Raw genomic sequence first — 21,881 nt, forward strand, 5'->3', positions numbered from 1 at the left:
ACATCGCATCGCTCTGCCTATTCTGGCATCAAGATTGCAGGTTTGGCTCCGAAATTTCCCTGGGAGCCTTAGGCCATGCGTATCCGATTATCGACCTGTCTCGCCGTGCTTGCGCTGGCGGCTTCCGCAATCTCGGCGGGCGCCGAGACGGTGGTGCGCTACGGCATCTCGATGGCGGATATCCCGCTGACCACCGGCCAACCCGATCGCGGCGCAGGCGCGTATCAATTCACGGCCTACACGATCTACGATCCGCTCGTGGCCTGGGAGATGGACGTCGCCGACCGGCCCGGCAAGCTGGTGCCGGGCCTCGCCACCGAATGGAAGGTGGATGACGCCGACAAGACGAAGTGGCGCTTCACCCTTCGCAAGGGCGTGAAGTTTCATGACGGCAGTGAATTCAACGCCGACGCGGTGATCTGGAACCTGGACAAGGTGCTCAACGACAAGGCGCCGCAGTTCGACAAGCGGCAGAGCGCGCAGGTGAAGACGCGCCTTCCTTCAGTCGCGAGCTACGCCAAGATCGACGACTCCACCGTGGAGATCACCACCAAGACGGTCGATTCCTTCTTCCCGTATCAGATGTTGTGGTTCCTGGTGTCGAGCCCGGCGCAATACGACAAGCTCGGCAAGGATTGGGACAAGTTCGCCAGCCAGCCCTCGGGCACCGGCCCCTTCAAGTTGACCAAACTGGTGCCGCGCGAGCTCGCCGAGCTGACCAAGAACCCGGACTACTGGAACAAGAAGCGGATTCCGAAGGCCGACAAGATCGTGCTCGTGCCGATGCCGGAAGCGCTCACGCGCACCAACGCGCTGCTCGCGGGGCAAGTGGACCTGATCGAGACGCCGGCGCCTGACGCGGTACCGCAGCTGAAAGCGGCCGGCATGAAGCTCGTCGACAACGTCACGCCGCATGTCTGGAATTATCATCTGAGCGTGCTGCCGGGCTCGCCCTGGACCGACATCCGCCTGCGCAAGGCACTGAACCTTGCGATCGACCGCGAGGCGGTGGTGGGCCTGATGAACGGTTTGGCCAAGCCGGCCAAGGGCCAGGTCGACCCGTCGAGCCCGTGGTTCGGCAAGCCCAGCTTCGAATTGAAGTATGATCTCGCCGCCGCGAAAAAACTGGTCGAGGAGGCCGGCTACTCCAAGTCGAAGCCGCTCAAGGCCACCTTCATCATTGCGCAAGGCGGCACCGGCCAGATGCTGTCGCTGCCGATGAACGAGTTCCTGCAGCAGAGCTTCAAGGAGATCGGCATCGACATCGACTTCAAGGTCGTCGAGCTCGAGACGCTCTATACGCATTGGCGCAAGGGCGCGGCCGACGAGATGAACGCCGGCATCACCGCCAACAACATCGCCTATGTCACCTCGGACCCGCTCTACGCCATCGTCCGCTTCTTCCATTCCGGGCAGATCGCACCTGTCGGCGTCAATTGGGGCGGCTACAAGAACCCCAAGGTCGACGCGCTGATCGACGAGGCCAAGCAGACTTTCGACAGCGCCAAGCAGGACGCATTACTGGCCCAGGCGCACGCGCTGATCGTGGACGATGCGACGCTGGTCTGGGTGGTCCACGACACCAACCCGCACGCGCTGTCGCCGAAGATCAAGCAGTTCGTCCAGGCGCAGCACTGGTTCCAGGATCTGACGACGATCGGGATGGAGTGAGGGCGACCTTAGCACTTGCCTTCAATAAGCGCGGTCGCCCAGGCATTCGCTTGGACAACCGCCCATAATCATTGCGCGCAAATGCCTCAACAGACTCGTCATTGCGAGCGTAGCGAAGCAATCCAGAATCTTTCCGCAGCGGCAGTCTGGATTGCTTCGCTACGCTCGCAATGACGGAGTGTGGGCAAACAGCGGAAGACCACACTTGCGCCGCTACTTCGTCAGCAGCGCATATGCCCCGGTCCAGCCCTCGGGCGGTGGATTGATCTGGAAATCCTCGATCCGCGCCTCGTAGAGCCTGAACAGCTTCTCCAGCGTGTCGGCGTCCTCGCTGCGGCGGCCGCGCTCGATCGCGTCCAGTGCGCCCCGCCAGTCGCGGCTGCGGTAGCAGCCGAGCATCTCGATGGTGACGTTGCGCAGGCGCTGGAACGCGCCGGAATGCATCACGTCTTCACGACCCGCAATGGCGTAGATGACTTCCGGCTCGGTCTTGCCCTTGACCATGATGAAGTCGAGCTCGAGAATCGCGAACTTGTCCTTGACCGCGAGCGCCGTCTTCGAACCGACGATGATCGGGAAGCCGTATTCCTTGGTCTGCCCTTCCAGGCGCGAGGCCAGGTTCACGCTGTCGCCGAGCACCGAATAGTTCTTCTTCAGGTCGGAGCCCATGTTGCCGACGACGCCGATGCCGGTGTTGAGACCGATGCCGACGTTGAGCGGGATGTAGACGTGGCCGCCTTCGGCCGCCTCCTGCTCGCGCTCCTTGTTGACCGCGTCGATCTGCTCCAGCATCTGGATCGCGGCTTCGCAGGCGTTGACCTCGTGCTCGGCATCGTCGAGCGGCGCGTTCCAGAACGCCATGATGGCGTCGCCCATGTACTTGTCGATATAGCCCTTGCGCTCGATGATCACGTCGGTCAGCGGCGTCAGGAAGCGGTTCATCAGCGCTATCAGCCCTTGCGGATCGTGCTTGTAGCTCTCCGAGATCGTCGTGAAGCCGCGCACGTCGGAGAACATGATCGTCATCTCGCGCTCCTCGCCGCCGAGCACCAGCTTTTCCGGGGACTGAGCCAGCTGCTCGACCAGCACCGGCGACATGTATTGCGCGAACATGCCGCGGATCTGCACCCGCTGGCGCTGCTCGCGAACGAAGCTGGCGAAGATCAGCGTCAGATAGATCGCCGTGGTCGAGAGCAGCGGATAGGTGAAGTCGATCAGGTAACGGTACTGCGCGTAGAAGAACCAGGATACGCCGACCAGGATGGCCGCGAAGGTGGCGCCCACGAGCACGAGGCGCACCGGTCCCAGATTCGGCGTGAAGATGATGACGAGCAGGCCGATGACGAGCGCGGCGATCAATTCGACGCCGAGCGCGTAGTTCGGCTGGGAGATCACCGCACCGCTCAACAGGCTCTCGAGTACCTGGGCATGGATCTCGACCCCGGGCATGGTCGAGGACACCGGCGTCGTCTTGATGTCGTTGAGCCCGACTGCGGAAGTGCCGACCAGCACCAGCTTTCCGGCGAGCTTGGCAGGCGGCACGGTGTTGTCGAGGACGTCGGCCGCCGAGACGTAGATCGAGGGGTCCTGGCGCGCATAATGCACCCAGAGCTGAGCGTTCTTGTCGGTCGGAATCTCGACGCCCTTGAGGCGTACGGCCCGCACGCCGGTCCTGTCGGTCCGGATCAGCACCGTCGGCGTGCCCGTGGCGACGCGCAGGATCTCGAGGCTGAGCGAGGGCATGATGTTGCCCTGGGCGCGCATCACCATCGGCACGCGGCGGATCAAGCCGTCGCGCTCGGTCTTGATGGTGAACAGGCCGCGGCCGGCCGCGGCCTTCTCGATGACGGGCACGTTGCGGAGCAGGCCGGGGAATTCGAACAGAAAGCGTTCGGCGCCCTCCTCGCCGACCGTCGCGATGCCGGTGAACGGCAGCGACTTGTCGAGCTCGGACGAGATCGCCCGCTGTCCGGTCTCGCCCAGCACCACGCGTGAGCGCTTGATCGCCTCGGAGAGGATCTGGTCGTTGGTCGGCAGCTCGCGCAGCTTGGCGCGGGTGGCATCGTCGAGAGAGCGCATCTGGCTCGCGACCAGATCCGGATTGAGCCGGTCAGGCTCAGAGAACACAACGTCGAAGCCGATCGCCACCACGCCGTTGCTGGTGAGGTTCTGGATCATATCGGCGATCCGCGTACGCGGCCACGGCCACTGGCCGAGCTTGGCGAGGCTCTTGTCGTCGATGTCGACGATGGTGACCGGTCGCGCCGTCTTGTGGCGCGGATCGATCAGCTGGAACATGTCGAAGGTGCGCAGCCGCAATTCCTGGATCGGCGGTGGATCCCATAGCCGGGCGCCGGCAAACAGAACCAGCAGCACGAGGCACATCAGCCGCGCAAGGCCGAACTTCCGCGCAAACCACCGCCGCAGGATCTTGAGACGTTTCATGGGATTTGGATATCACGCTTTGACGGCGAACGGCAGCGCGGATCGGGCGTGCAGGCGACCGGTCCCTCAATCAGGCATGGACGATGAAGTCGCTCGCCTGGACGTTTGCGACGCCCTTCAAGAGGACCGTGTCCGTCGCATTGATCGTGATCAGGGTATCGGCTCCTGAGGCCGCCACATGCTGGGCTATCCATGCCGCGTCGATATCGGTCGTCACAACCGCCGTCAGGTCGATGTGGTCCTGACCGTGCTCAAAATCGAGGATCACATCGTGGTTCGAATTGGCTGCGAACACGAACTGATCTTGATGGCCGGTCCCGAACAGCACATCCTTGCTCTGGGTACTGGCAAGAGTCACCGGACCTTGTTCGCTCAGGTTGAAGATCAGGTTGACCGTATCGCTCGCGCCGTTGCCGTCGGTCACTGTGATCGCGACCTTGTCTGTCGTTGCCGCGCTCTGGCCAGGATCGGTATATGTCAGCGTCTGGAGCGCCGAATTGACGGTGGCCAACGTGTCGGAGGTCGATGCGGGGTCCACGGAGGTGCCCGAATCGGCGGTCGCGGCGAGCGTGAAAGTTTCATCGACGGCAGAGTCGGCGTCGCTGACGGAAATGCCGTGGACGAAGACCTGGTCTCCTTCCTGCGTGACGCTGATCTGGTCGATGTTGATCACGGGCGCCGAGGTCGTGTCATTCGCGCCGGTCACATCCACGGTGAGCGTTGCCGTTCCGGTGGCTCCATGCGCGTCCTTGGTCTGGACGGTAAATGTATCCGCATAGGATCCTTCCGGCAGCGCGTTGATCGCCGTCGCGTCCGGAACGTAGCTGTAGCTGCCGTCGGGGTTGACGGTCAGCGAGCCGTACAGTCCTGCAACCGTCGTCACCGCATGGTGATCCGCGTTCAGAACCGCATAAGTCAGCGTCGCCGTCTCGCCGCTGTCGGCGTCGGCCCCGGACAATTGGCCGGTGAGATCGGAGAAGGTGTCGGCCGCGGCGGTGTCCGTGAGCGGACCGATGTGCAGATCGGCGAGCGTCGGCGCGTCGTTGGTGCCCGTGATCGTAACGGTGACGTCCTGGCAGACCTGGGCACCGTGATTGTCGGTGAAGGTGACGGTATAGACCTGGGTAATGGTCTGGCCCTGCGCCAGCGACTGCAGCACCGCATCGTTGTTGTCGAGGCTGAAGTGCCAGCCCAGGGTCGCATTGTTGCTGGTGTCGGTGCTTGATTCGAGCACCGACAGATCGATGGTGAAGGTGCCGATATGCGCATTGGCGCCAAATCCCGGCAGGGCGGAGCTGACCGATGACGACTTGAATGCCGCCTGTGCAGCATGGGTGTCGACCAGGTCGAGATCCTGTATTTCAAGCGTGCCGCCGATCGACAGCGTCGCACCATCCTCGGTCACTGCCCCGGCGGCATCGTCAGCACCACTGGTGATCGTCGGCGCGTCGTTGACGCCGTTGATCGTGACCGTGACGTCCTGCGAGACTTGCGCGCCGTGATCGTCGGTGAAGGTGACGGTATAGACCTGGGTGATGGTCTGGCCCTGCGCCAGCGACTGCAGCACCGCATTGCTGTTGTCGAGCGTGAAGTGCCAGCCCAGCGACGCCCCATTGTCGGTGTCGGTATTGAACTCCGCGACGTCCCCATCGATCGTGAAAGTGCCGAGCGGTATACTGCCGTCGAAACCGGGCAACTGCGCGTTGGACGTCGCCGATTTGAATACGGCTTCCGCGGTGTGCGTGTCGATCAGGTCAATGTCCTGGATCTCAAGCGTGCCGCCGATCGACAGCGTCGCGCTGTCCTCGGTCACGGCTCCGGCGGCATTCGCGGCGCTGCTGATGATCGTCGGCGCGTCGTTGGCACCGTTGATCGTAACCGTGACCTCCTGCGTGACCGTCGCGTTGTGATTGTCCTTGAAGGTGACGGTGTAGACCTGGGTGATGGACTGGCCCTGCGCCAGCGATTGCAGCACCGCGTTGTTGTTGTCGAGCGTGAAGTGCCAGCCCAGCGTAGCGCCGTTGTTGGTGTCCGTGTTGGATTCCAGCACCGAAGGATCGATCGTGAAGGTGCCGATATTCGTGTTGGCGCCGAACCCCGGCAGAGAAGAGCTGACGGACGACGAGGTGAACACCGCATCCACCGTATGGACGTCGATCAGGTCCAGATCCTGGATCGCGAGCGTGCCGCCGATCGAGAGTGTCAGACCCGCGTCCTCGGTGACACAGCCCTTCGCCGCGTCTTCATCGCTGGTGATGGTCGGGGCATCGTTGGTCCCCGTGATGGTGATCGTGACGTCCTTGGTGACCGTCCCACCGTGATGGTCGTCGACCGTAACGGTGTAGACCTGCGTGATGGTCTGGCCCATGGCCAGCGACTGGAGCACCGGATCGTCATTGTCGAGCGTAAACGTCCAGCCGACCGACCCTCGCGAACTGGCGCCGGGACTTTCAATGACCGACGCCAGCGCGAATGTGCCGATATGCGAGGTACCGTTGTTGAATCCGGGCAGATGCGCGTTCGACGTCGTCGACTTCAGGACGAAGCTCGCACTGTGCGTGTCCGTGAGATCGGGATCGTTGAAGGCAATGGTGCCGTTCGCCGTCAGGGTTGCCGACGTATCCTCAGTCACCCCGCCGGTCGTGTCCGTGTCGTCTTCGACGATCGTCGGCACGTCGTTGGTGCCCTCGACATTGACGTCCGCGCCGTCGATGGACACCGTGAGCGGCGTGCTGACGATGCCGCCGTGCCCGTCATCGACCTGCACCACGTAGTTGAGGATCAGCTTCTCGTCCTCGGCAAGGAAGTCGAAGAGATGGTCCGGAACGCTGTAGGTCCAGGTGGCGGTTCCGTTGTTGCCGTTACCAGCGCCCTGAACGACGGTCAGCGGCACCTTGACGGCAGAGATCGCCGCGAGCTGCTCTGGCGTCAACGTCGCGGTGATGTCGTTGCCTTCCGCATCGAGATATTTGAACGGCTGGGTGGACGAGAGCTCCGCGCTCACGATCGGCCGGTCCGTCAGATCGACGTCGGTGAAGGTGACCGTGCCCGTGATGATGTCCAGAGCATCGTTGCCGGTCCCGACCTGCTCGATGACGGTGCCGCCCGACGTCGCGACTGTGGGCTTGTCGTTCGTCCCCGTGATCGTGATGGTGATCGGGACGAATCTGGACTCGGGGCTCACCGAGAAATTGGTGTCGACGCGGACCATGTAGGTCAGCGTCACGGTTTCGCCGGCCGCGAGGAAGTCGAAGACTTTGTCGGGGATCGTGTAGGTCCAGACCGCCGAGCCGTTGTTCTCGTTGGCGGGATCGGCAACGACGCCGATCTGGATCTGCGTCGCCGCGATGCTCTGCTTCTGAAGCGCGGTGAGCGAGCCGGTGACGTCCTGCTGGCCCGCGTTCTTGTAGACATAGTTCGGCGCCTCGGCGAGGCTCACGCTCACCGTCGGCCGGTCGCCGAGGTTTTGATCGACGAATCTGATCAGGCCCGAAATCGTATCAGCCTGCGTGTCGCCGGTGGTGTCCGCGCGTTCGGTCAGCCCGAACGCCGTCTTCACATTGCCGCCGAGGTCGAAGCTTTGCACGATCGGCTGGCCGGGAATACGGCCGACGGAGGTCGGGGAATTGCCGGGCCCCTCGGATGCCGGCGGGTTGAGGTTCACGAAGGTCGGGGTGGCAGAGTAACCCGACGCCGTCTTGAAGATCAGACCTTCGCCGAACGGCGTGATGGTGTCGGTGAAGTTCGTGGTCAGCTTGGTATTGGTGTTGTTGTCGGTGAACTTCAGCGTGAACACGTCCGTGATCAGCTTCTGCACTTCCGGCGACATCAGCGCATTGGTGATCGAGACGTTGCCGCCGCTGATCTGGATCATCTGGCCGGCCTGGTTGACCGTCGCGATCGGCAGCAGCGTGATCTTGTCGAACAGGATGTAGGAGCCGGTCGTGCCGTTCGGCTCGACCAGCACCTGGAAGCTCGCCTGCGGCTGCGGATCGCCGCCACCGGCGGGAATGACGAAGTTGATCTGGGTCAGCACCGCCGTGCCGCGAATGCCCATGGTCGCGACCGGCGTGTCGACCTTCATGTCGCCGTGCTTGGCGGTCTCGCCGGCGACGAAGGTGATGGTGCCCGCAATCAGGCTGAGCAGCGAGGAGTTGCTCGACCCATTGGGGTCGTAGACCATCTCGTTCAGCACCATCCGCGCATTGGAGGACAGGCCGAACACGGTGCCGTCGATGAAGGTGATGCCGAGCGTCGAATCGGAGCCGGTCGAGACCACGTCGCCCTTCTCGACATTGTCGCCGTTGTTCAGGATGACGGACACGCCATTGCGGATCGCGGTCGCGCTGCCGGAGAGTTTCGTGACGTGACCGATGACCTGGGCCGCTGCGGCGCCGGGTGCAGCCTGCGCAACCTGGACGTGGCCGGTGAGGGCGTTGACGATGTCGCCGGTGAGGTGGGCGCCGTCGGGCGAGGCGATGGCGGCGCGCTTGTCCCCCCTGAAATAATCGTGAACCACGAACTCATGACCTTCGTGGGACAGCACGAGATCGAGGCCGGCGCGCTTGAACTCGCCGTTGAAGATCAGGTTGGGGTCGGGAACAACGAACGCCCCATCAGGCACATGGCCGTGCCCCTTGGCGATGAAGGGCTTGGCCATCAAGGAATCGGCGGGAGCATAGGCGGACGAGCCGGAACCCTGGCCGTCCAAGGAAATCGCGGCGTCGAATTTGCCAGCGTAATTCAACCGGGCACCGTGAAAAGGGTTAAAATTTAAGTAAGTATCGCCTGCCTAAGCTTGCTTAGCATTACCAAGTCCTTAGCGAAACCATCTATTGCTTGTGTGATTTCGGGTCACTTGGCCGCAAGAGCCTCCGCGGGGCGGCGCCTTCCCAGAGAAGGTGAAGACATATTTGAAGCATTTTGAAGTCGAAATCAGCTTAGATGCCTGCATTTCCCGCCATCCCAAGTAATCGATCGTACAATTGATACAACAGATACTTGCGTCATCTTCCCTTCGTGATGCCCCGCAGCATCCTGCGGCAAACACGGAGCTAAATCTGTGACCTAACTAACAGAACCCGTGAAATAGCGGATTGTTAGCCATGGGGCGCAGAATCGGCCGCATCGCAACCTCTGCCTGCAAATGGCTCCATTTCGCGGCAGCGAGACCGCTCTAGCCTGCGAATCGTAAAATTTTACGCAATTTGGCCAGGCCTGTTTCAGCCTGCCCTCCGGTTTCAGGACCCCTGCCGAGCGCGTTAAGCAGACCCAAACGGCCGATCTCGCACTATCTCCACGAAAGCAACAAAGCCCGGCACGTCGGATCGAGGGGGATCTCGCGAAGCCTGGGAAGGGGATGTCAGATGGAGACCGCTGCTCGCTCGCGCGCCTGGCGCGCAATCCTTATCTTGTGCGGCTTGATCCTGCTCGGATCGGCCGCCGAGCTTCGTGCCGGCACGCTGCTGTCGCCCGGCGCCGGCATCCTCGTGCGCAAATCCGCCGAACCTTTCGGCGTGTTCGCCTTTGCCATCTCGTCCGGCGGCCTCCAGCAGAAATGGTCCGCGCTGAAAGACAAGCTCGACGACGACATGGTGCAGCTCGCGCTGTGCGACGGCGACCGGGACAATTGCGCATCCCCTGCGGCCCTGCAGCTGCTTGCCATCGTCGACCAGGCCCGTGCCCGCGAGGGCCGCGCACGCCTCGGCGAGACCAACCGCGCCATCAATCTCGCCATCCACGCCGCCAATGACGGCACCGACGACGTCTGGAGCCCGCCGCTTGCGACCTTCGCGCGCGGCGCCGGCGATTGCGAGGACTACGCCATCGCCAAGCTCGCCGCGCTGCGGCTGGCGGGAATTGCCGCGGAAGACCTCCGCATCGTCGTGGTGCGCGACACCCGCGCCGGCGAGGAGCACGCGATTGCCGCTGCACGGCTCGATGGCCAATGGCTGATGCTCGACAATCGCCGCATGGCGATGGTCAAGGATGACGCGACCCGGAGCTACCAGCCGCTGTTCGTGCTCTACCGGTCGGCGGTGATGAAGTATGTCGACGAACCAGTACAGGTCCCGATGGCGGTCGCCGAGGCGCACTGATCACGCTGTGGCCTTAGGGTTCGGATAGAGCGCAAGCGAGATCCTGGATTCTTGCCGCCAGCACCGGCGCACTGCTCTATCGCGGCTACGGATCTGCTCCCTCCAGAAACCCATTCCACCGCGCGATGCGGGACGCTAGCATTGCCCCGGCTTTGCGGGGGCGACTGGGATGCGATTCATCGTGCTGTCCGTGCTTGCGCTGCTGGCATTGCCGGCGGCGCCCGCGTCCGCGCAATCCGATCGCACGATCGCCGACAGGCTGCCGCTGTTTGCCAAGAACAACTGCCAGAGGATTCGCGACCCCGCCAACCAATTATTCTGCGGTGACGCCGGGCTTGCCGCCGCCGCCGAGAAGCTGAGCGTGGCGGTCGAGGCGCGGCTCGCCCGCCTGCCCGATCGCCTGCCTGGGATCGAGGAGAATGCGATCTGGATCCGTCAGCGCAATCTCAGCTGCGGCATCGTCGGGCAGACCGCGATACGCGCCGACGATTTCGACCGGGTCAGGGCGTGCCTGCTCAAGGTCACCGAAGAGCGCGCCGCGATCGTGCGCGATCCGGATTTCGACTGCCTCGCCGCAAACACCGCAGCGGGCGCGCTGATCTGCGCGGACCCATCGCTGGCGGTCGCCGAAACCGAGCTCAACGGCCAGGTGCTCGGCCTGATCGGCAAGCTTGACCCGACCGCGGCGCGCTTTGCCTTTGCCGAATACGGGAGGTGGACGCGAGAGCGCGACCGCAAATGCAATCTGGTCGGCAAGGAGAACGTGCCGCTGCAAGAGCTGGAATCCGCAGAGGACTGTCTCGCCGACCAATTGAAGCGCAAGGCCGATGAAATCCGCGCGGCCAAAGGCGACCCCAAGAAGGTGTTCGGCCGGCAGGTCGCGGCCCGCTCGCCCGACACCGACGCAGTCGACTTCTGCGCCGCGCGAATCCACGCCGCCAATTCCTGCGGCAACTTCCTGCGGATCAATCGCGTCTACGCGCTCGACAGCCAGGTCACCGAGCAGGAGGCGCAGGTCACGGGCGAGATCGAGATGGCCGTGCTGGCGCCATTCACCATGTGCAGCAAGGTCGCCTCCGCCTGCACCGGCACCTGCTGGGACGCGAGGACGGGCCGTCCGCAGCCGGGAGCCGGCAACAAGGAGCGCTCCGCAGAAGCCTTCAACGTCACGCGCCGCCTGAGGATCCAGCGGACTTTCGCCTTCTTGAAGGCCGCCGACGGCTGGCGCTGCCGGGAGGACGAGCTGGCCCCGGTGAATTCAGGGACGGCGGACGGAGGATCGTAGGTTCTCTGCACGCGCAACACTGTTCGTCAGGATAAGGCCCCCCTCACCCGGCTTCGCTCATGCGAAGCGCCCCTCTCCCGCAAGGGGAGAGGGTGCACCGTTCGTGCCGTGAGAGCCGCCCTTCGTCAAAACATCAGATTGTCCTTCACCAGCACCCAGCGGCCGCCCTTGACTTGCTGCACCTGGGTGATGGTGTTGGCGAGGTGATCGGTCTTGGAGAACTTGGTCGGCGGCGAGTTGAAGATGTCGAGGAACTTCTCGCCCGACTCGAGGGAATCGAGCATCTTCTGGCCCGTGAGCTCCTTGCCCGCCTTGTTCGCGTAGAACGCAAACGTCATCACCGCATTGTAGCCGATGATCGCCTGCGTGTTGGCGTCGGTGCCAAACATCTTCTTGTAGTTGACGAGCCAATCCTTCACCTTGCCCTTGGCGGTGTCCTCATAAGGAATCTCGAAGCCGCTGGCGGCATAGAGACCCTCGACGGTTTCCTTGCCCAGCGCCGGAACCTCCATCACGTTGGTGGGCGTGGCACCGAGGAAGGTGACGTCCCAGCCGAGCTTCTTGGCTTCGGACATCGCCCCGATGGTTTCGCGGAGCACGGTGCCGAGCACGACGAGGTCGCAGCCATCTGACTTCATCTTGGCGATCTGCGCGCTGAAATCGGAGGCGCCACGCTTGTAGCTCGTGACCGACGCCGGCTGCGTCTTCATGGCGGTCAGCTGCTGATTGAAGCCGTCGAGCACGTTCTTCCCGTACTCGTCGTCCTGATGCATGATGCACGGCTTCTTGAAGCCCTTCCACTCCATCATGTATTTCAGCGCGGCCCGCGTGCTCTCGACGTATGGCAGCAGGTTGTTGAACTTCAATCGTTCCTGCGGCTTGGCTGGATCGAACTTGAAGGTGAACTCGGCCGCCGTCAGCGGGAAGAGCTGCAGGACGCCGGCGTCGAAGAGGATGTCCTGCGCGGCGAGCACTGTCGGCGATCCCATCGGTCCGACCATTGCGAAGATCTTGTCGCGCTCGATCAGCTTTTGCGAAGCCAACACGGCCTTTTTCGGGTCATAGCCGCTGTCCTCGACGACCAGCCGAATCTTGCGACCGTTGATCCCACCGGACGCATTGATCTCCTCAGCCGCCATCTTCATGCCGTTTGCGACCGGGACGCCCCAGCCCTTGATCGGACCCGACAGGTCCTGATGGGTGCCGATGACGATCTCGGTCGCCGAGATGCCTTCGTTGGTGACCTTGGTTTGCGCTGCGGCCGGCAAACAGGTGAGGGCCACAGCGCCCACCGCAAGGCCGAACGTCCTGAACGATTTCGACATTGACGTCTCCTCTCCTCAAGGCCCGTGTTGTACGAAGGGCGGGGCCATGGCTCCTTCGCTTTCTCGAGTTTGCAGGCGCCTCACGCCACCGCGCGCTCGCGATACATCGCCTCGATCTCGGCGGCGTAGCGCTTGTTCACGAAGCCGCGCTTCAGCTTCATGGTCGGCGTCAGCTCCTCGTCCTCGGGACTGAGCTGCCGCTCGATCAGGTAGAATCTCTTGATGGTCTCGACGCGGGCGAAATTGGCATTGACCGCTTCGATCTCGCGCCAGATCAGGTGCTGGATCTCCGTCGCCCGGCACAGGCTGGCATAATTGGTGAACGGAATGTCGTGGTCCTGGGCGAACTTCTCCACGTTCTCCTGGTCGATCATCACGAGGCAGGTGAGGTACGGCCGCTTGTCGCCGATCACCACGGCATCCGAGATGTAGGGCGAGAACTTGAGCTGGTTCTCGATCTCGGAAGGCGTGATGTTCTTGCCGCCGGAGGTGATGATGATGTCCTTCATCCGGTCGGTGATCCGGACGAAGCCCTCGTTGTCGATGGTGCCGACGTCGCCGGTATGCAGCCAGCCGCGAGCATCGATGGTCTCGGCGGTCTTCTCGGGCTGATTCAGGTAGCCCATGAACAGGAAGTCGCCCTTGATCAGGATCTCCCCCTCGGGCGACAGCGCGACCTCGCCCCAGGGTACCGCGGTGCCGACCGAGCCGAGCTTGATTCTTTCCGCCGGCATCATGGTGGCGACGCCGCAATTCTCGGTCTGGCCGTAGACCTCGTGCATGTCGATGCCGAGCGCCAGATACCAGCGGATCAGCTCCGGTGCGATCGGCGCCGCGCCAGTGAAGGCGATGCGGCAGCGGTCGAGCCCGATCATGCGGCGAATGTTGCGGAATGCGACCTGGTAGGCAATGCGATTGGCGATGCGTAGCGACAGCGGCGGTGCCCTGCCCTCGACCCTGCACTCGACCATACGGTAGCCGATGGCGATGGCGCGGCGATAGACCCATTGCTGGAGCGGCGTCGCGTCCTTCAGCGCGATGGTGATGGCGGAATGGAATTTTTCCCAGACCCGCGGCACCGCCAGGAAGATGGTGGGCTGCACCTCCCGCAAATTGTCCGGCACCGTCTCCGTACTCTCGGCAAAATTCATCACCGAGCCCAGCGCGACCGAGATGTAATAACCCCCGATGCGCTCGGCGACGTGGCAGAGCGGCAGGAAGATCAGGCGGTCTTCGTCCTCTCTTGCCGGGATGAAGTCGTTGGCGTGCCGCATCTGGTGTGTGACGCTGCGGTTGGCGTGCATCGCCCCCTTGGGCGGGCCCGTCGTGCCGGACGTATAGACGAGGATCGCGAGATCGTCGGCGCCGCGGCAGTCGATCATCTCCTGCCACAGCGCTTCGCGGCCGACCATGTGGTTGCGGCCGAGCGCGCGAAGCTCGTCGAGCGACATCACCATGTCGTCGCAGAAGCCGCTGAGGCCCTCCATGTCGAACACGATGATCTTCTGCAAGGACGGACAACGTGCGCGGCAGGTGAGAATCTTGTCGAGCTGCTCCTCGTCCTCGGCGAAGATCACCTTGGTGCGGGAATCGTTGACGAGATACTCGACCTGGGACGAGGAATCGGTCGGATAGATTCCGGAGGAGACGCCGCCGGCGCACAGGATGCCCATATCGGCATGGACCCATTCCGGGACGGCATTCGCGACGATGGAGGCGACGTCGCCGGGCATGAAGCCGATCGCGCGAAGCGCGTAGGCGATCTCCTTCGATATCTCCAGCCATTCGCGCCAGCTCGTCGGCTGCCAGATGCCGAACTTCTTCTCGCGGATCGCCGGCCTGTCGCCCCGCGTCTCGGCGGCGCGCAAAAAGCTCTTCGCGATCGTATCAGCGACCGTCAGCACCGCCGGTCGGGCCATGCGTCTCTCCTCCTTGTCGCCTGCCTCCGCTGCCTGCCTTGCCGGCGGTCTTTGTTGCGGATGGCAAGCTCATCCTACTGCCAGCTCGTTCTCACCGCCATGTCTTCTTCTTTTTCCAGCGCCGCTCGCCCCGCGCGCCCGCTTCCTTGGCGCCAAGGTAGAACTCCTGGATGTCCTGGGAATGCATCAAGCGGTCGCAGCTGTCGTTCATCACGATCCGGCCGATCTCGAGCACATAGCCGTAATGCGCCGTTTCCAGCGCCACCTTGGCGTTCTGCTCGACCAAAAGGATGGACATCCCCTGCTCCTCGTTGACGCGGCGGATGATGGTGAAGATCTCCTTCACCAGCAGCGGCGACAGGCCGAGTGAAGGCTCGTCGAGCAGCAGCAGCGTCGGCCGGTTCATCAGGGCGCGCCCGATCGCGAGCATCTGCTGCTCGCCGCCGGAGAGCTGGCCGGCCGGCTGATTGATCCGCTCCTTCAGCCGCGGGAAATAGCCGTAGACGCGCTCCAGATCCTCCGCGACGCCGTCCCGGTCCTTGCGCGGATAGGCGCCCATCATCAGGTTCTCGCGCACCGTGAGGAACGGGAACACCTCGCGCCCCTCCGGCACGTGGCTAAGGCCGAGCCGCACGATCCTGTCGGCTTCCATGCGCTGGATCGGCTTGCCCATGAACTCGATGGTGCCTTTCTGCGGATCGAGGATGCCCGAGATGGTCTTCAGCACCGTGGTCTTGCCGGCTCCGTTCGCCCCGAGCAGCGTGACGATGCGACCGCGCGGCACCTCCAGCGAGATGCCCCGAATCGCCATGATCGGCCCGTAATAGCTCTCGATGTTCGAAAGCTTCAGGATGGTCTCTGGCGTCGCGGTCGCATCCATCGCTTCAAGCTCCCAGATACGCGGCGACGACGTCGGGATGCTGCTGCACTTCGGCGGGCGAGCCCATCGCCAGCACCCGGCCGTAGTTCAGCGCGATGACGCGATCGGAGACGCGATTGACCAGCGACATGTCGTGTTCGACCATCAGTACGGTGATGCCGAGCTCGCTCTTCATGTCGCGGATCCAGAACGACATGTCGCCGGTCTCTTCGACATTGAGGCCGGAGGACGGCTCGTCGAGCAGGATCAGCTTCGGCTCCGTGCACAGCGCGCGGGCGAGCTCGATCACCTTCCGCACACCGTAGGGCAGTCCGGAGATGAGCTTGTCGCGATAGGGCTCGAGATCGAGGAATTCGATGACCTGCTCGACCCGGCGACGGTGCACCTTCTCGTTGGCCCGTACGCTCGGCAGAAACAGCAACTCCTGCCAGAGCTGCGTGGTGGAATGGCGGTGGCGGCCGACCAGCAGGTTGGAGAGCACGGTCGCGTTCTCGAACAGCTCGATGTTCTGGAAGGTGCGGGCGATGCCGAGCTTGGCGATGTCGTAGGGCGGCTGCTCCGTGATGTCCTGGTCCTCGAAGAAGATGCGGCCCGAGGTCGGCCGGTAGATCCGCGAGATCAGGTTGAAGATCGAGCTCTTGCCGGCGCCGTTGGGGCCGATGATCGAGAGGATCTCACCTTTCTCGACCGCGAACGAGACTGCATCGACGGCCTTGAGACCGCCGAAATGCAGCGACAGGTTCTCGGCGCGGAAATAGCTCATCGATTGCGCTCCGACTTCACGTAGATCTTCTGCCGCTTGAAGGTGGCGCGCTTGTAGAGCGGGAACAGCTGGAAGAAGAGCTTGATCTTCAACCAGCGGCCATAGAGGCCGAGCGGCTCGAACAGCACGAACAAGACGATGATGATGCCGTAGATCGCGCCCTTCAGCCCGTTGAGCGAGGCGAAGGCAGCGACGGTCGATTGAATATTGCCGGCCGTCGCCGAGCCCGCCCCGAACGCTGCGGCAATGCCGGCGATGATGCCGGGCATGTCGTCCTTCAGATAGGTCAGGAAAGGATCGATCATCACGATGAAGATCGCACCCAGCACCGCCCCGTGCAGGCTGAAGGTGCCGCCGATCAGGATCACGATGATGAACTCGATCGAGAGCTGGAGCGTGAACATCTCCGGCGAGATGAAGGAGAGCTTGTGGGCGAACAGCACGCCGGCAAAGCCGGTGATCGCGGCCGAGATCGCGAACGACTTCACCTTGTATAGCGCGACATTGACACCCATGCTGCGCGCCGCCGTCTCGGAGTCGCGGATCGCGACGAAGGCCCGGCCGGTCGGCGAGCGCAGCAGGTTGAGCGTGCCGACGATGGTCAGCACCAGCACGGCCAGACAGAGGTAATAGAAGGTCGGGCTGTCGCGCGGCACCGCGACGCCGAGCAGCGACAGCGTCTTGACCCGCATGCCCTCGTTGCCGTGGGTCACGCTCTCCCAGCGCGCCAGTATCTCCTCGACGATCAGGGCAAAGGAGATGGTGGCGATGACGAGATAGATGCCGGTCAGGCGCAGCGCGGGAAAGCCGACCATCGCGCCGATGATGCCGGTCAGGAGGCCGGCGGCGAGGAAGTAGACCGGGAACGGCACGTTGTACTTCTGCAAATAGGCCGCGGTATAGGCTCCGATTGCGAGGAACGCGGCGTGCCCGAGCGAAGCCTGGCCGGTGAACCCGGTCAGGATCAAGAGCGCCACGCCGACGGTTGCATAGATGCAGACGAAGACGAGTTGGCTCATCAAGTAGCTGGACAGCACATGAGGTGCGATCAGCAGCAGGGCGAGCAGGACGCCGTAGGTGACGATGTAGCCCGAATGCGGAAACAGCCTGATGTCGTCTTCATAATCGGTCTTGAACATGAAGCGCATGGCGTTCAGACCTTCTTGCGGACGTGGTGGCCGAACAGGCCTTCGGGCTTCAGGAGCAGCACCGTCAGCAGCACGACATAGGGCGCGACGTCCTTCCAGCCCTCCGGCAGGTAGAAGCCGGCCATGCTCTCGATCACCCCGATCAGGACGCCGCCGACCACGGCACCGGGGATCGAGCCGAAGCCGCCGAGCACGGCGGCGGGAAATGCCTTCAGGCCGAGCACGAGGCCGACATTGGAGTGGATGAAGGTGATCGGAGCCAGCAGTACGCCGGCGCAGGTCGCGACCGCCGCGCTGATCGCCCAGACGACCGACACCACGCGCTTGACCGGAATGCCCATATAATAGGCCGCCAGCATGTTCTCGGAACTGGCGCGCATCGCAGTGCCGAGCATGGTCTTGTTGAAGAACAGCCAGAGCAGCGCGCACAGGATCATCGTCGCCGCGATGACCGACAGCTTGTCGTAGGCGAGTACCAGCGAGCCCATGCGCAGCACGCCCTGACTGAACGGCGTCTCGATCTTCAGGTCGTCGGTGCCCCAGATCATGCCCGCGACGGAGCGCAGGAAGTAGCCGAGGCCGATCGTCGCCATGATGATCGAAAACTGCGGATAGCCGAGGATCGGCCGCACCACCACGCGCTCCGCCAGCATGCCGAACAGCGCCATCGCGGCCACCGCACCGGCGAAGCCGATCCAGTAGTTCAGGCCCATCATGCCGATGAAGGTGAAGGCGAAGAAGCCGCCCAGCATCATCAGATCGCCCTGGGCGAAATTGACGACCTCGGTAGCCTTGTACACGAGCACGAAGCCGAGCGCGATCAGGCCGTAAACGCAGCCGAGCGCAACACCGCTGACCAGCTGCTGAACAAAATCCAGCATCGACGCGCGTCCTCCCGATGCAGCCGCCGGTTCTTCATGACCGCCTTGCCGCATCTTGTGTCCAGTCGCTACGCAGTCGTTTCGCTGCGTTAGCGCCATTTGTCCCGGCGCCAATTCAGCCTGAACCGTCAGGCGCTGTCAACAAACGGTGACTTGCCTTGGTCCAGCCCGGGTGACGGAATTTGCCGCAGCACGATTCACGGTGCCGAAACGAACTTCGGGTCATGGTCGCGGGCGATCAAAACCGGATGGTGTGGCCGTCATGAAGCCGGACAGCTCGGCGCTGGAAGTCCGAGGGTTAACGAAGCGTTTTGACCGTCTGGCGGTCGACAGCCTCGATCTCACCATTCGTGCCGGCGAATTCTATGCGCTGGTCGGTCCCAACGGCGCCGGCAAGACCACCAGCTTGCGCATGGTTGCGGGCCTCCTGCGCCCGGATGCCGGCGCCGTCTCGATCTTCGGCATCGATGCGTTGCAGAGTCCCGCCGCCGCCAAGCAGGTGATGGCGTGGGTCTCCGACGAGCCCATGATCTACGACAAGCTGACCCCGCTCGAATACCTCGAATTCGTCGCCGGCCTCTGGGGCATCGCCCCCTCGGCCTCGGAACCGGTCGCGCAAGAGCTGCTCGACTCGCTCGGGCTCGAGCCGCACCGGAACGAGCGCTGCGAGGGCTTTTCGAAGGGCATGCGCCAGAAGGTCGCTCTTGCAGGGGCGCTGGTGCACGATCCCCGCCTCATCATTCTCGATGAGCCGCTGACGGGGCTCGATGCCGTCTCCGCACGCCACGTCAAGGGCCTGCTGAGCGAGCGCGTTCGCGCCGGTTGCACCGTCATCATGACCACGCATATTCTCGAGGTCGCAGAGCGCATGGCGGACCGCATCGGCGTGATCGCGTCCGGGCGCCTGGTTGCCGAAGGCACGCTGGCCGAGCTGCGTCAGCAGAACGGCCATGACGATACCAGCCTCGAAGATCTCTTCATCGCGCTGGTGACGCTTCAGGCCGCAGCATGAGTTCGGCAACCGCGCTCTCCTGGTTTGCCCGCCACGAGCTGCGGCTCGCCTGGCGCGAATGGCTCGCCATGATGACGGGCGGCAGGCGCAGGCGTACGCGCGCTGCGGTGATCGGCCTGCTCTGCTTCGCCGCGCTGCTGCATCTGCCGGCGTGGGCGGTGATCGGCCGTTTCGCCGACACGCAGCTGCCGCTCGACCAATCCTCGCTGATCGTGATTTCGGCGACGATTTTCTTCGCCTGGACCTTGATGCTGTCGCAGGCGATCGAATCGGTGACGCGGGTATTCTATGCCCGCGCCGATCTCGACCTGATCATGTCCTCGCCGGCAACGCTGGCCAACCTGTTCTCTGTCCGCATCGCCGCGATCGCGCTGACCGTCACCGTTCTCGCGCTGCTGTTCTCGACGCCTTTCATCGACGTGCTGGTGATCGGCGGTGGCGCGCGCTGGCTTGCCGCCTTCGGCGTCGTCATCGCGATGGGCCTGTCGGCTGCGGCGGTCGCGATCGCCGTCACCATTCTCCTGTTCCGGCTGATCGGCCCGGCGCGAACGCGCCTGATTGCGCAGATCCTCGCCGCGATCATCGGCGCGGGCTTCGTGATCGCGCTTCAAGTCGCTGCGATCATGTCCTACGGCACGCTGTCGCGCTTCACCATCCTGACCTCGGGGAGCCTTGCCGCCTACGCGCCCGACGTCGACAGCATCTGGTGGTGGCCGGCGCGGGCGACCATGGGCGACACCGAAGCGCTGCTGCTACTCCTTGCCCTGGCGCTCGTCCTGCTCGGCAGCGTCATGGCGATCTTCTCGCACCGTTTCGCCGACACCGCGATCGATGCCGCGGCGTACGGCAGGTCCGGCCGCGTCCGCGCGAGGGAGCGCCCGTTCCGCGGCGGATCGCGCCAACAGGCGCTGCGGCGCAAGGAATTCATGCTCCTGTGGCGGGATCCGTGGCTGATCTCGCAGACATTGATGCAGTTGCTCTATCTGGTGCCGCCGGCGCTCCTGCTCTGGCGTAACTTTGCCGACAGTTCCACCGCCCTGACGCTGATCACCCCCGTCATCGTGATGGCGGCCGGACAGCTTGCCGGCGGGCTCGCCTGGCTGACGATCTCCGGCGAGGACGCCCCCGATCTCGTCGCCACCGCACCGCTGACGCCGTCGAGCATCATCCGCGCCAAGATCGAAGTGGTGCTGATCGCAACCGCCGTGATCTTTGGTCCGCTGGTCGCAGCCGTGGCCTTCGCTTCGCCATTCCAGGCAGCAATCAGCGCCGGCGCGATCGTCGTCAGCGCGGCCTCGGCCACTGCGATCCAGCTCTGGTTCCGGGTGCAGGCCCGGCGCAGCCAATTCCGCCGCCGCCAGACGTCCTCGCGGCTTGCGACCTTTGCCGAGGCCTTTTCCTCGATCGGCTGGGCGGCCACCGCAGCACTCCTGCTCGCATTGCCCATCGCCGGCCTCGTCAGCGGCCTGATCACAGCCGGCCTTGTTGCCGTAACCTGGAAGTTCAGCCCGCGGCGGGAATAAGGGCGCGCAAGAGGTGCGACACTGACGCGCTGTTGATCGCAGCCCATTGGCGACGCGCGGCATAGCACGCTAGACTTTCCCCGAAGTCATCGGGGACGGATGCATGTGGCGACTGGTTTCGGCGGCTCTGGCGCTGTTCGGCGTATCCTTCGCTCCTGCCCTTGCCCAGCAGCTCCCTCAACGCAGCGAATGTCTGGCGATGGCGAACGCGGCGCCCCGCGCGCTGCCGGTCGCGTTCCGGCAGGCCGCCGGTGCCGCCGAGGTCGAGATCACCTATGCCGGCCACTCGACCTATTTCATCGACACGCCCGGCGGCCTGCGCATTGCCACCGACTATAGCGGCGCCTATCAGGTCGGCCGGCTACCCGACGTCGTCACCATGAACCGGGCCCACAGCACCCACTACACCCTGTTCCCGGACAAGCGCATTCCCCATGTGCTGCATGGCTGGAGCGAGGACGGCAAGCCGGCCATCGTGTCGGGCCGCATCGGCGACACCTTCATCCGCAACGTCACGACCGACACCCGGCGCTATTTCGGCGACGATGCCGGCACAGACATGATCCGCGACGGCAATTCGATCTTCATCTTCGAGGTCGCCGGCCTCTGCATCGGTCATCTCGGCCACCTCCACCACAAGCTCGACGACAGTCATTTCGCCCAGATCGGGCGGCTGGACATCGTGATGGTGCCGATCGACGGCACCTACACCATGTCGCTGGACGGCGTCTCCGAGATCACCAAGCGGCTGCGCGCTTCGGTGGTGTTGCCTATGCACCGCTTCGCCACCCCGCTCGACGACTTCATGCGCCGGATCGGCCAGCAATTCGAGATCGACCGGCGCATGGAGCGCTCGTTCCGGATGTCGCGGGATGCGCTGCCGCCGAAGCCGACGGTGATCATCCTCGACGGGGTCTGAGGCGCAATTTTC

14 protein-coding genes and 1 pseudogene are annotated in these 21,881 nt (G+C 63.7%); 6 read left to right on the top strand and 9 right to left on the bottom strand.

Annotation, left to right across the window (positions count from 1 at the left end):
- Positions 1–75 precede the first annotated feature (75 nt).
- Positions 76–1,671 (top strand): ABC transporter substrate-binding protein, encoded by a 1,596-nt coding sequence (locus tag AX729_RS14530; protein WP_061024102.1) that lies wholly within the window; start codon positions 76–78, stop codon positions 1,669–1,671.
- 213 nt (positions 1,672–1,884) lie between these two features.
- On the opposite strand, the gene AX729_RS14535 is transcribed toward AX729_RS14530, so the two are convergent.
- The 3 genes and pseudogenes from AX729_RS14535 to AX729_RS41785 form a co-directional block, all read right to left on the bottom strand.
- Positions 1,885–4,116: a CHASE2 domain-containing protein gene (locus AX729_RS14535; protein WP_061024105.1), complete on the bottom strand. Its 2,232-nt coding sequence runs from the start codon at positions 4,114–4,116 to the stop codon at positions 1,885–1,887.
- 70 nt (positions 4,117–4,186) lie between these two features.
- Positions 4,187–6,748 carry a beta strand repeat-containing protein gene (locus AX729_RS41780; RefSeq protein WP_502686910.1) on the bottom strand — a complete coding sequence of 854 codons (2,562 nt, stop codon included), beginning with the start codon at positions 6,746–6,748 and terminating at the stop codon, positions 4,187–4,189.
- A 3-nt stretch (positions 6,749–6,751) separates the two neighbouring features.
- A pseudogene (locus AX729_RS41785) lies at positions 6,752–8,863 on the bottom strand (FecR family protein); the annotation flags it as partial.
- A 619-nt stretch (positions 8,864–9,482) separates the two neighbouring features.
- On the opposite strand from AX729_RS41785, the gene AX729_RS14545 reads away from it, so the two are divergent.
- Together AX729_RS14545 and AX729_RS14550 are read left to right on the top strand one after the other, a co-directional pair.
- Positions 9,483–10,214 (top strand): transglutaminase-like cysteine peptidase, encoded by a 732-nt coding sequence (locus AX729_RS14545; RefSeq protein ID WP_061024112.1) that lies wholly within the window; start codon positions 9,483–9,485, stop codon positions 10,212–10,214.
- Between the two features lie 169 nt (positions 10,215–10,383).
- Positions 10,384–11,499, top strand: a complete 1,116-nt coding sequence (locus AX729_RS14550; protein ID WP_061024114.1) for a lysozyme inhibitor LprI family protein — start codon at positions 10,384–10,386, stop codon at positions 11,497–11,499.
- Between the two features lie 125 nt (positions 11,500–11,624).
- On the opposite strand, the gene AX729_RS14555 is transcribed toward AX729_RS14550, so the two are convergent.
- The 6 genes from AX729_RS14555 to AX729_RS14580 form a co-directional block, all read right to left on the bottom strand.
- Positions 11,625–12,824 carry an ABC transporter substrate-binding protein gene (locus tag AX729_RS14555; RefSeq protein WP_061024116.1) on the bottom strand — a complete coding sequence of 400 codons (1,200 nt, stop codon included), beginning with the start codon at positions 12,822–12,824 and terminating at the stop codon, positions 11,625–11,627.
- An 80-nt stretch (positions 12,825–12,904) separates the two neighbouring features.
- Positions 12,905–14,743 (bottom strand): AMP-dependent synthetase/ligase, encoded by a 1,839-nt coding sequence (locus AX729_RS14560; protein WP_061024117.1) that lies wholly within the window; start codon positions 14,741–14,743, stop codon positions 12,905–12,907.
- Between the two features lie 91 nt (positions 14,744–14,834).
- Positions 14,835–15,623: an ABC transporter ATP-binding protein gene (locus AX729_RS14565; protein WP_061024119.1), complete on the bottom strand. Its 789-nt coding sequence runs from the start codon at positions 15,621–15,623 to the stop codon at positions 14,835–14,837.
- Between the two features lie 4 nt (positions 15,624–15,627).
- Positions 15,628–16,386, bottom strand: coding sequence for an ABC transporter ATP-binding protein (locus AX729_RS14570; RefSeq protein WP_061024121.1), 759 nt, complete (start codon positions 16,384–16,386; stop codon positions 15,628–15,630).
- Positions 16,383–17,534, bottom strand: a complete 1,152-nt coding sequence (locus AX729_RS14575; protein ID WP_061024122.1) for a branched-chain amino acid ABC transporter permease — start codon at positions 17,532–17,534, stop codon at positions 16,383–16,385. The genes AX729_RS14570 and AX729_RS14575 overlap by 4 nt, the downstream gene beginning before the upstream one ends.
- 5 nt (positions 17,535–17,539) lie before the next feature.
- On the bottom strand, positions 17,540–18,415 hold the full coding sequence (locus AX729_RS14580) for a branched-chain amino acid ABC transporter permease (RefSeq protein WP_061024125.1): 876 nt from the start codon (positions 18,413–18,415) through the stop codon (positions 17,540–17,542).
- A gap of 262 nt (positions 18,416–18,677) precedes the next feature.
- Between AX729_RS14580 and AX729_RS14585 the strand changes: the two genes are divergently transcribed.
- The 3 genes from AX729_RS14585 (at position 18,678) to AX729_RS14595 (ending at position 21,869) form a co-directional block, all read left to right on the top strand.
- On the top strand, positions 18,678–19,427 hold the full coding sequence (locus tag AX729_RS14585; RefSeq protein ID WP_061024127.1) for an ABC transporter ATP-binding protein: 750 nt from the start codon (positions 18,678–18,680) through the stop codon (positions 19,425–19,427).
- A complete protein-coding gene (locus AX729_RS14590; protein ID WP_061024129.1) occupies positions 19,424–20,950 on the top strand; it encodes a hypothetical protein in 1,527 nt (508 codons plus the stop codon). Before AX729_RS14585 ends, AX729_RS14590 begins: the two co-directional genes overlap by 4 nt.
- 103 nt (positions 20,951–21,053) lie before the next feature.
- Entirely contained in the window at positions 21,054–21,869 is an 816-nt protein-coding gene (locus AX729_RS14595) for an MBL fold metallo-hydrolase (RefSeq protein WP_061024131.1), read from the top strand.
- The last annotated feature ends 12 nt before the right edge of the window (positions 21,870–21,881 follow it).

This window comes from Bradyrhizobium sp. CCH5-F6 (genome assembly GCF_001556045.1).
GTDB lineage: Bacteria > Pseudomonadota > Alphaproteobacteria > Rhizobiales > Xanthobacteraceae > Bradyrhizobium.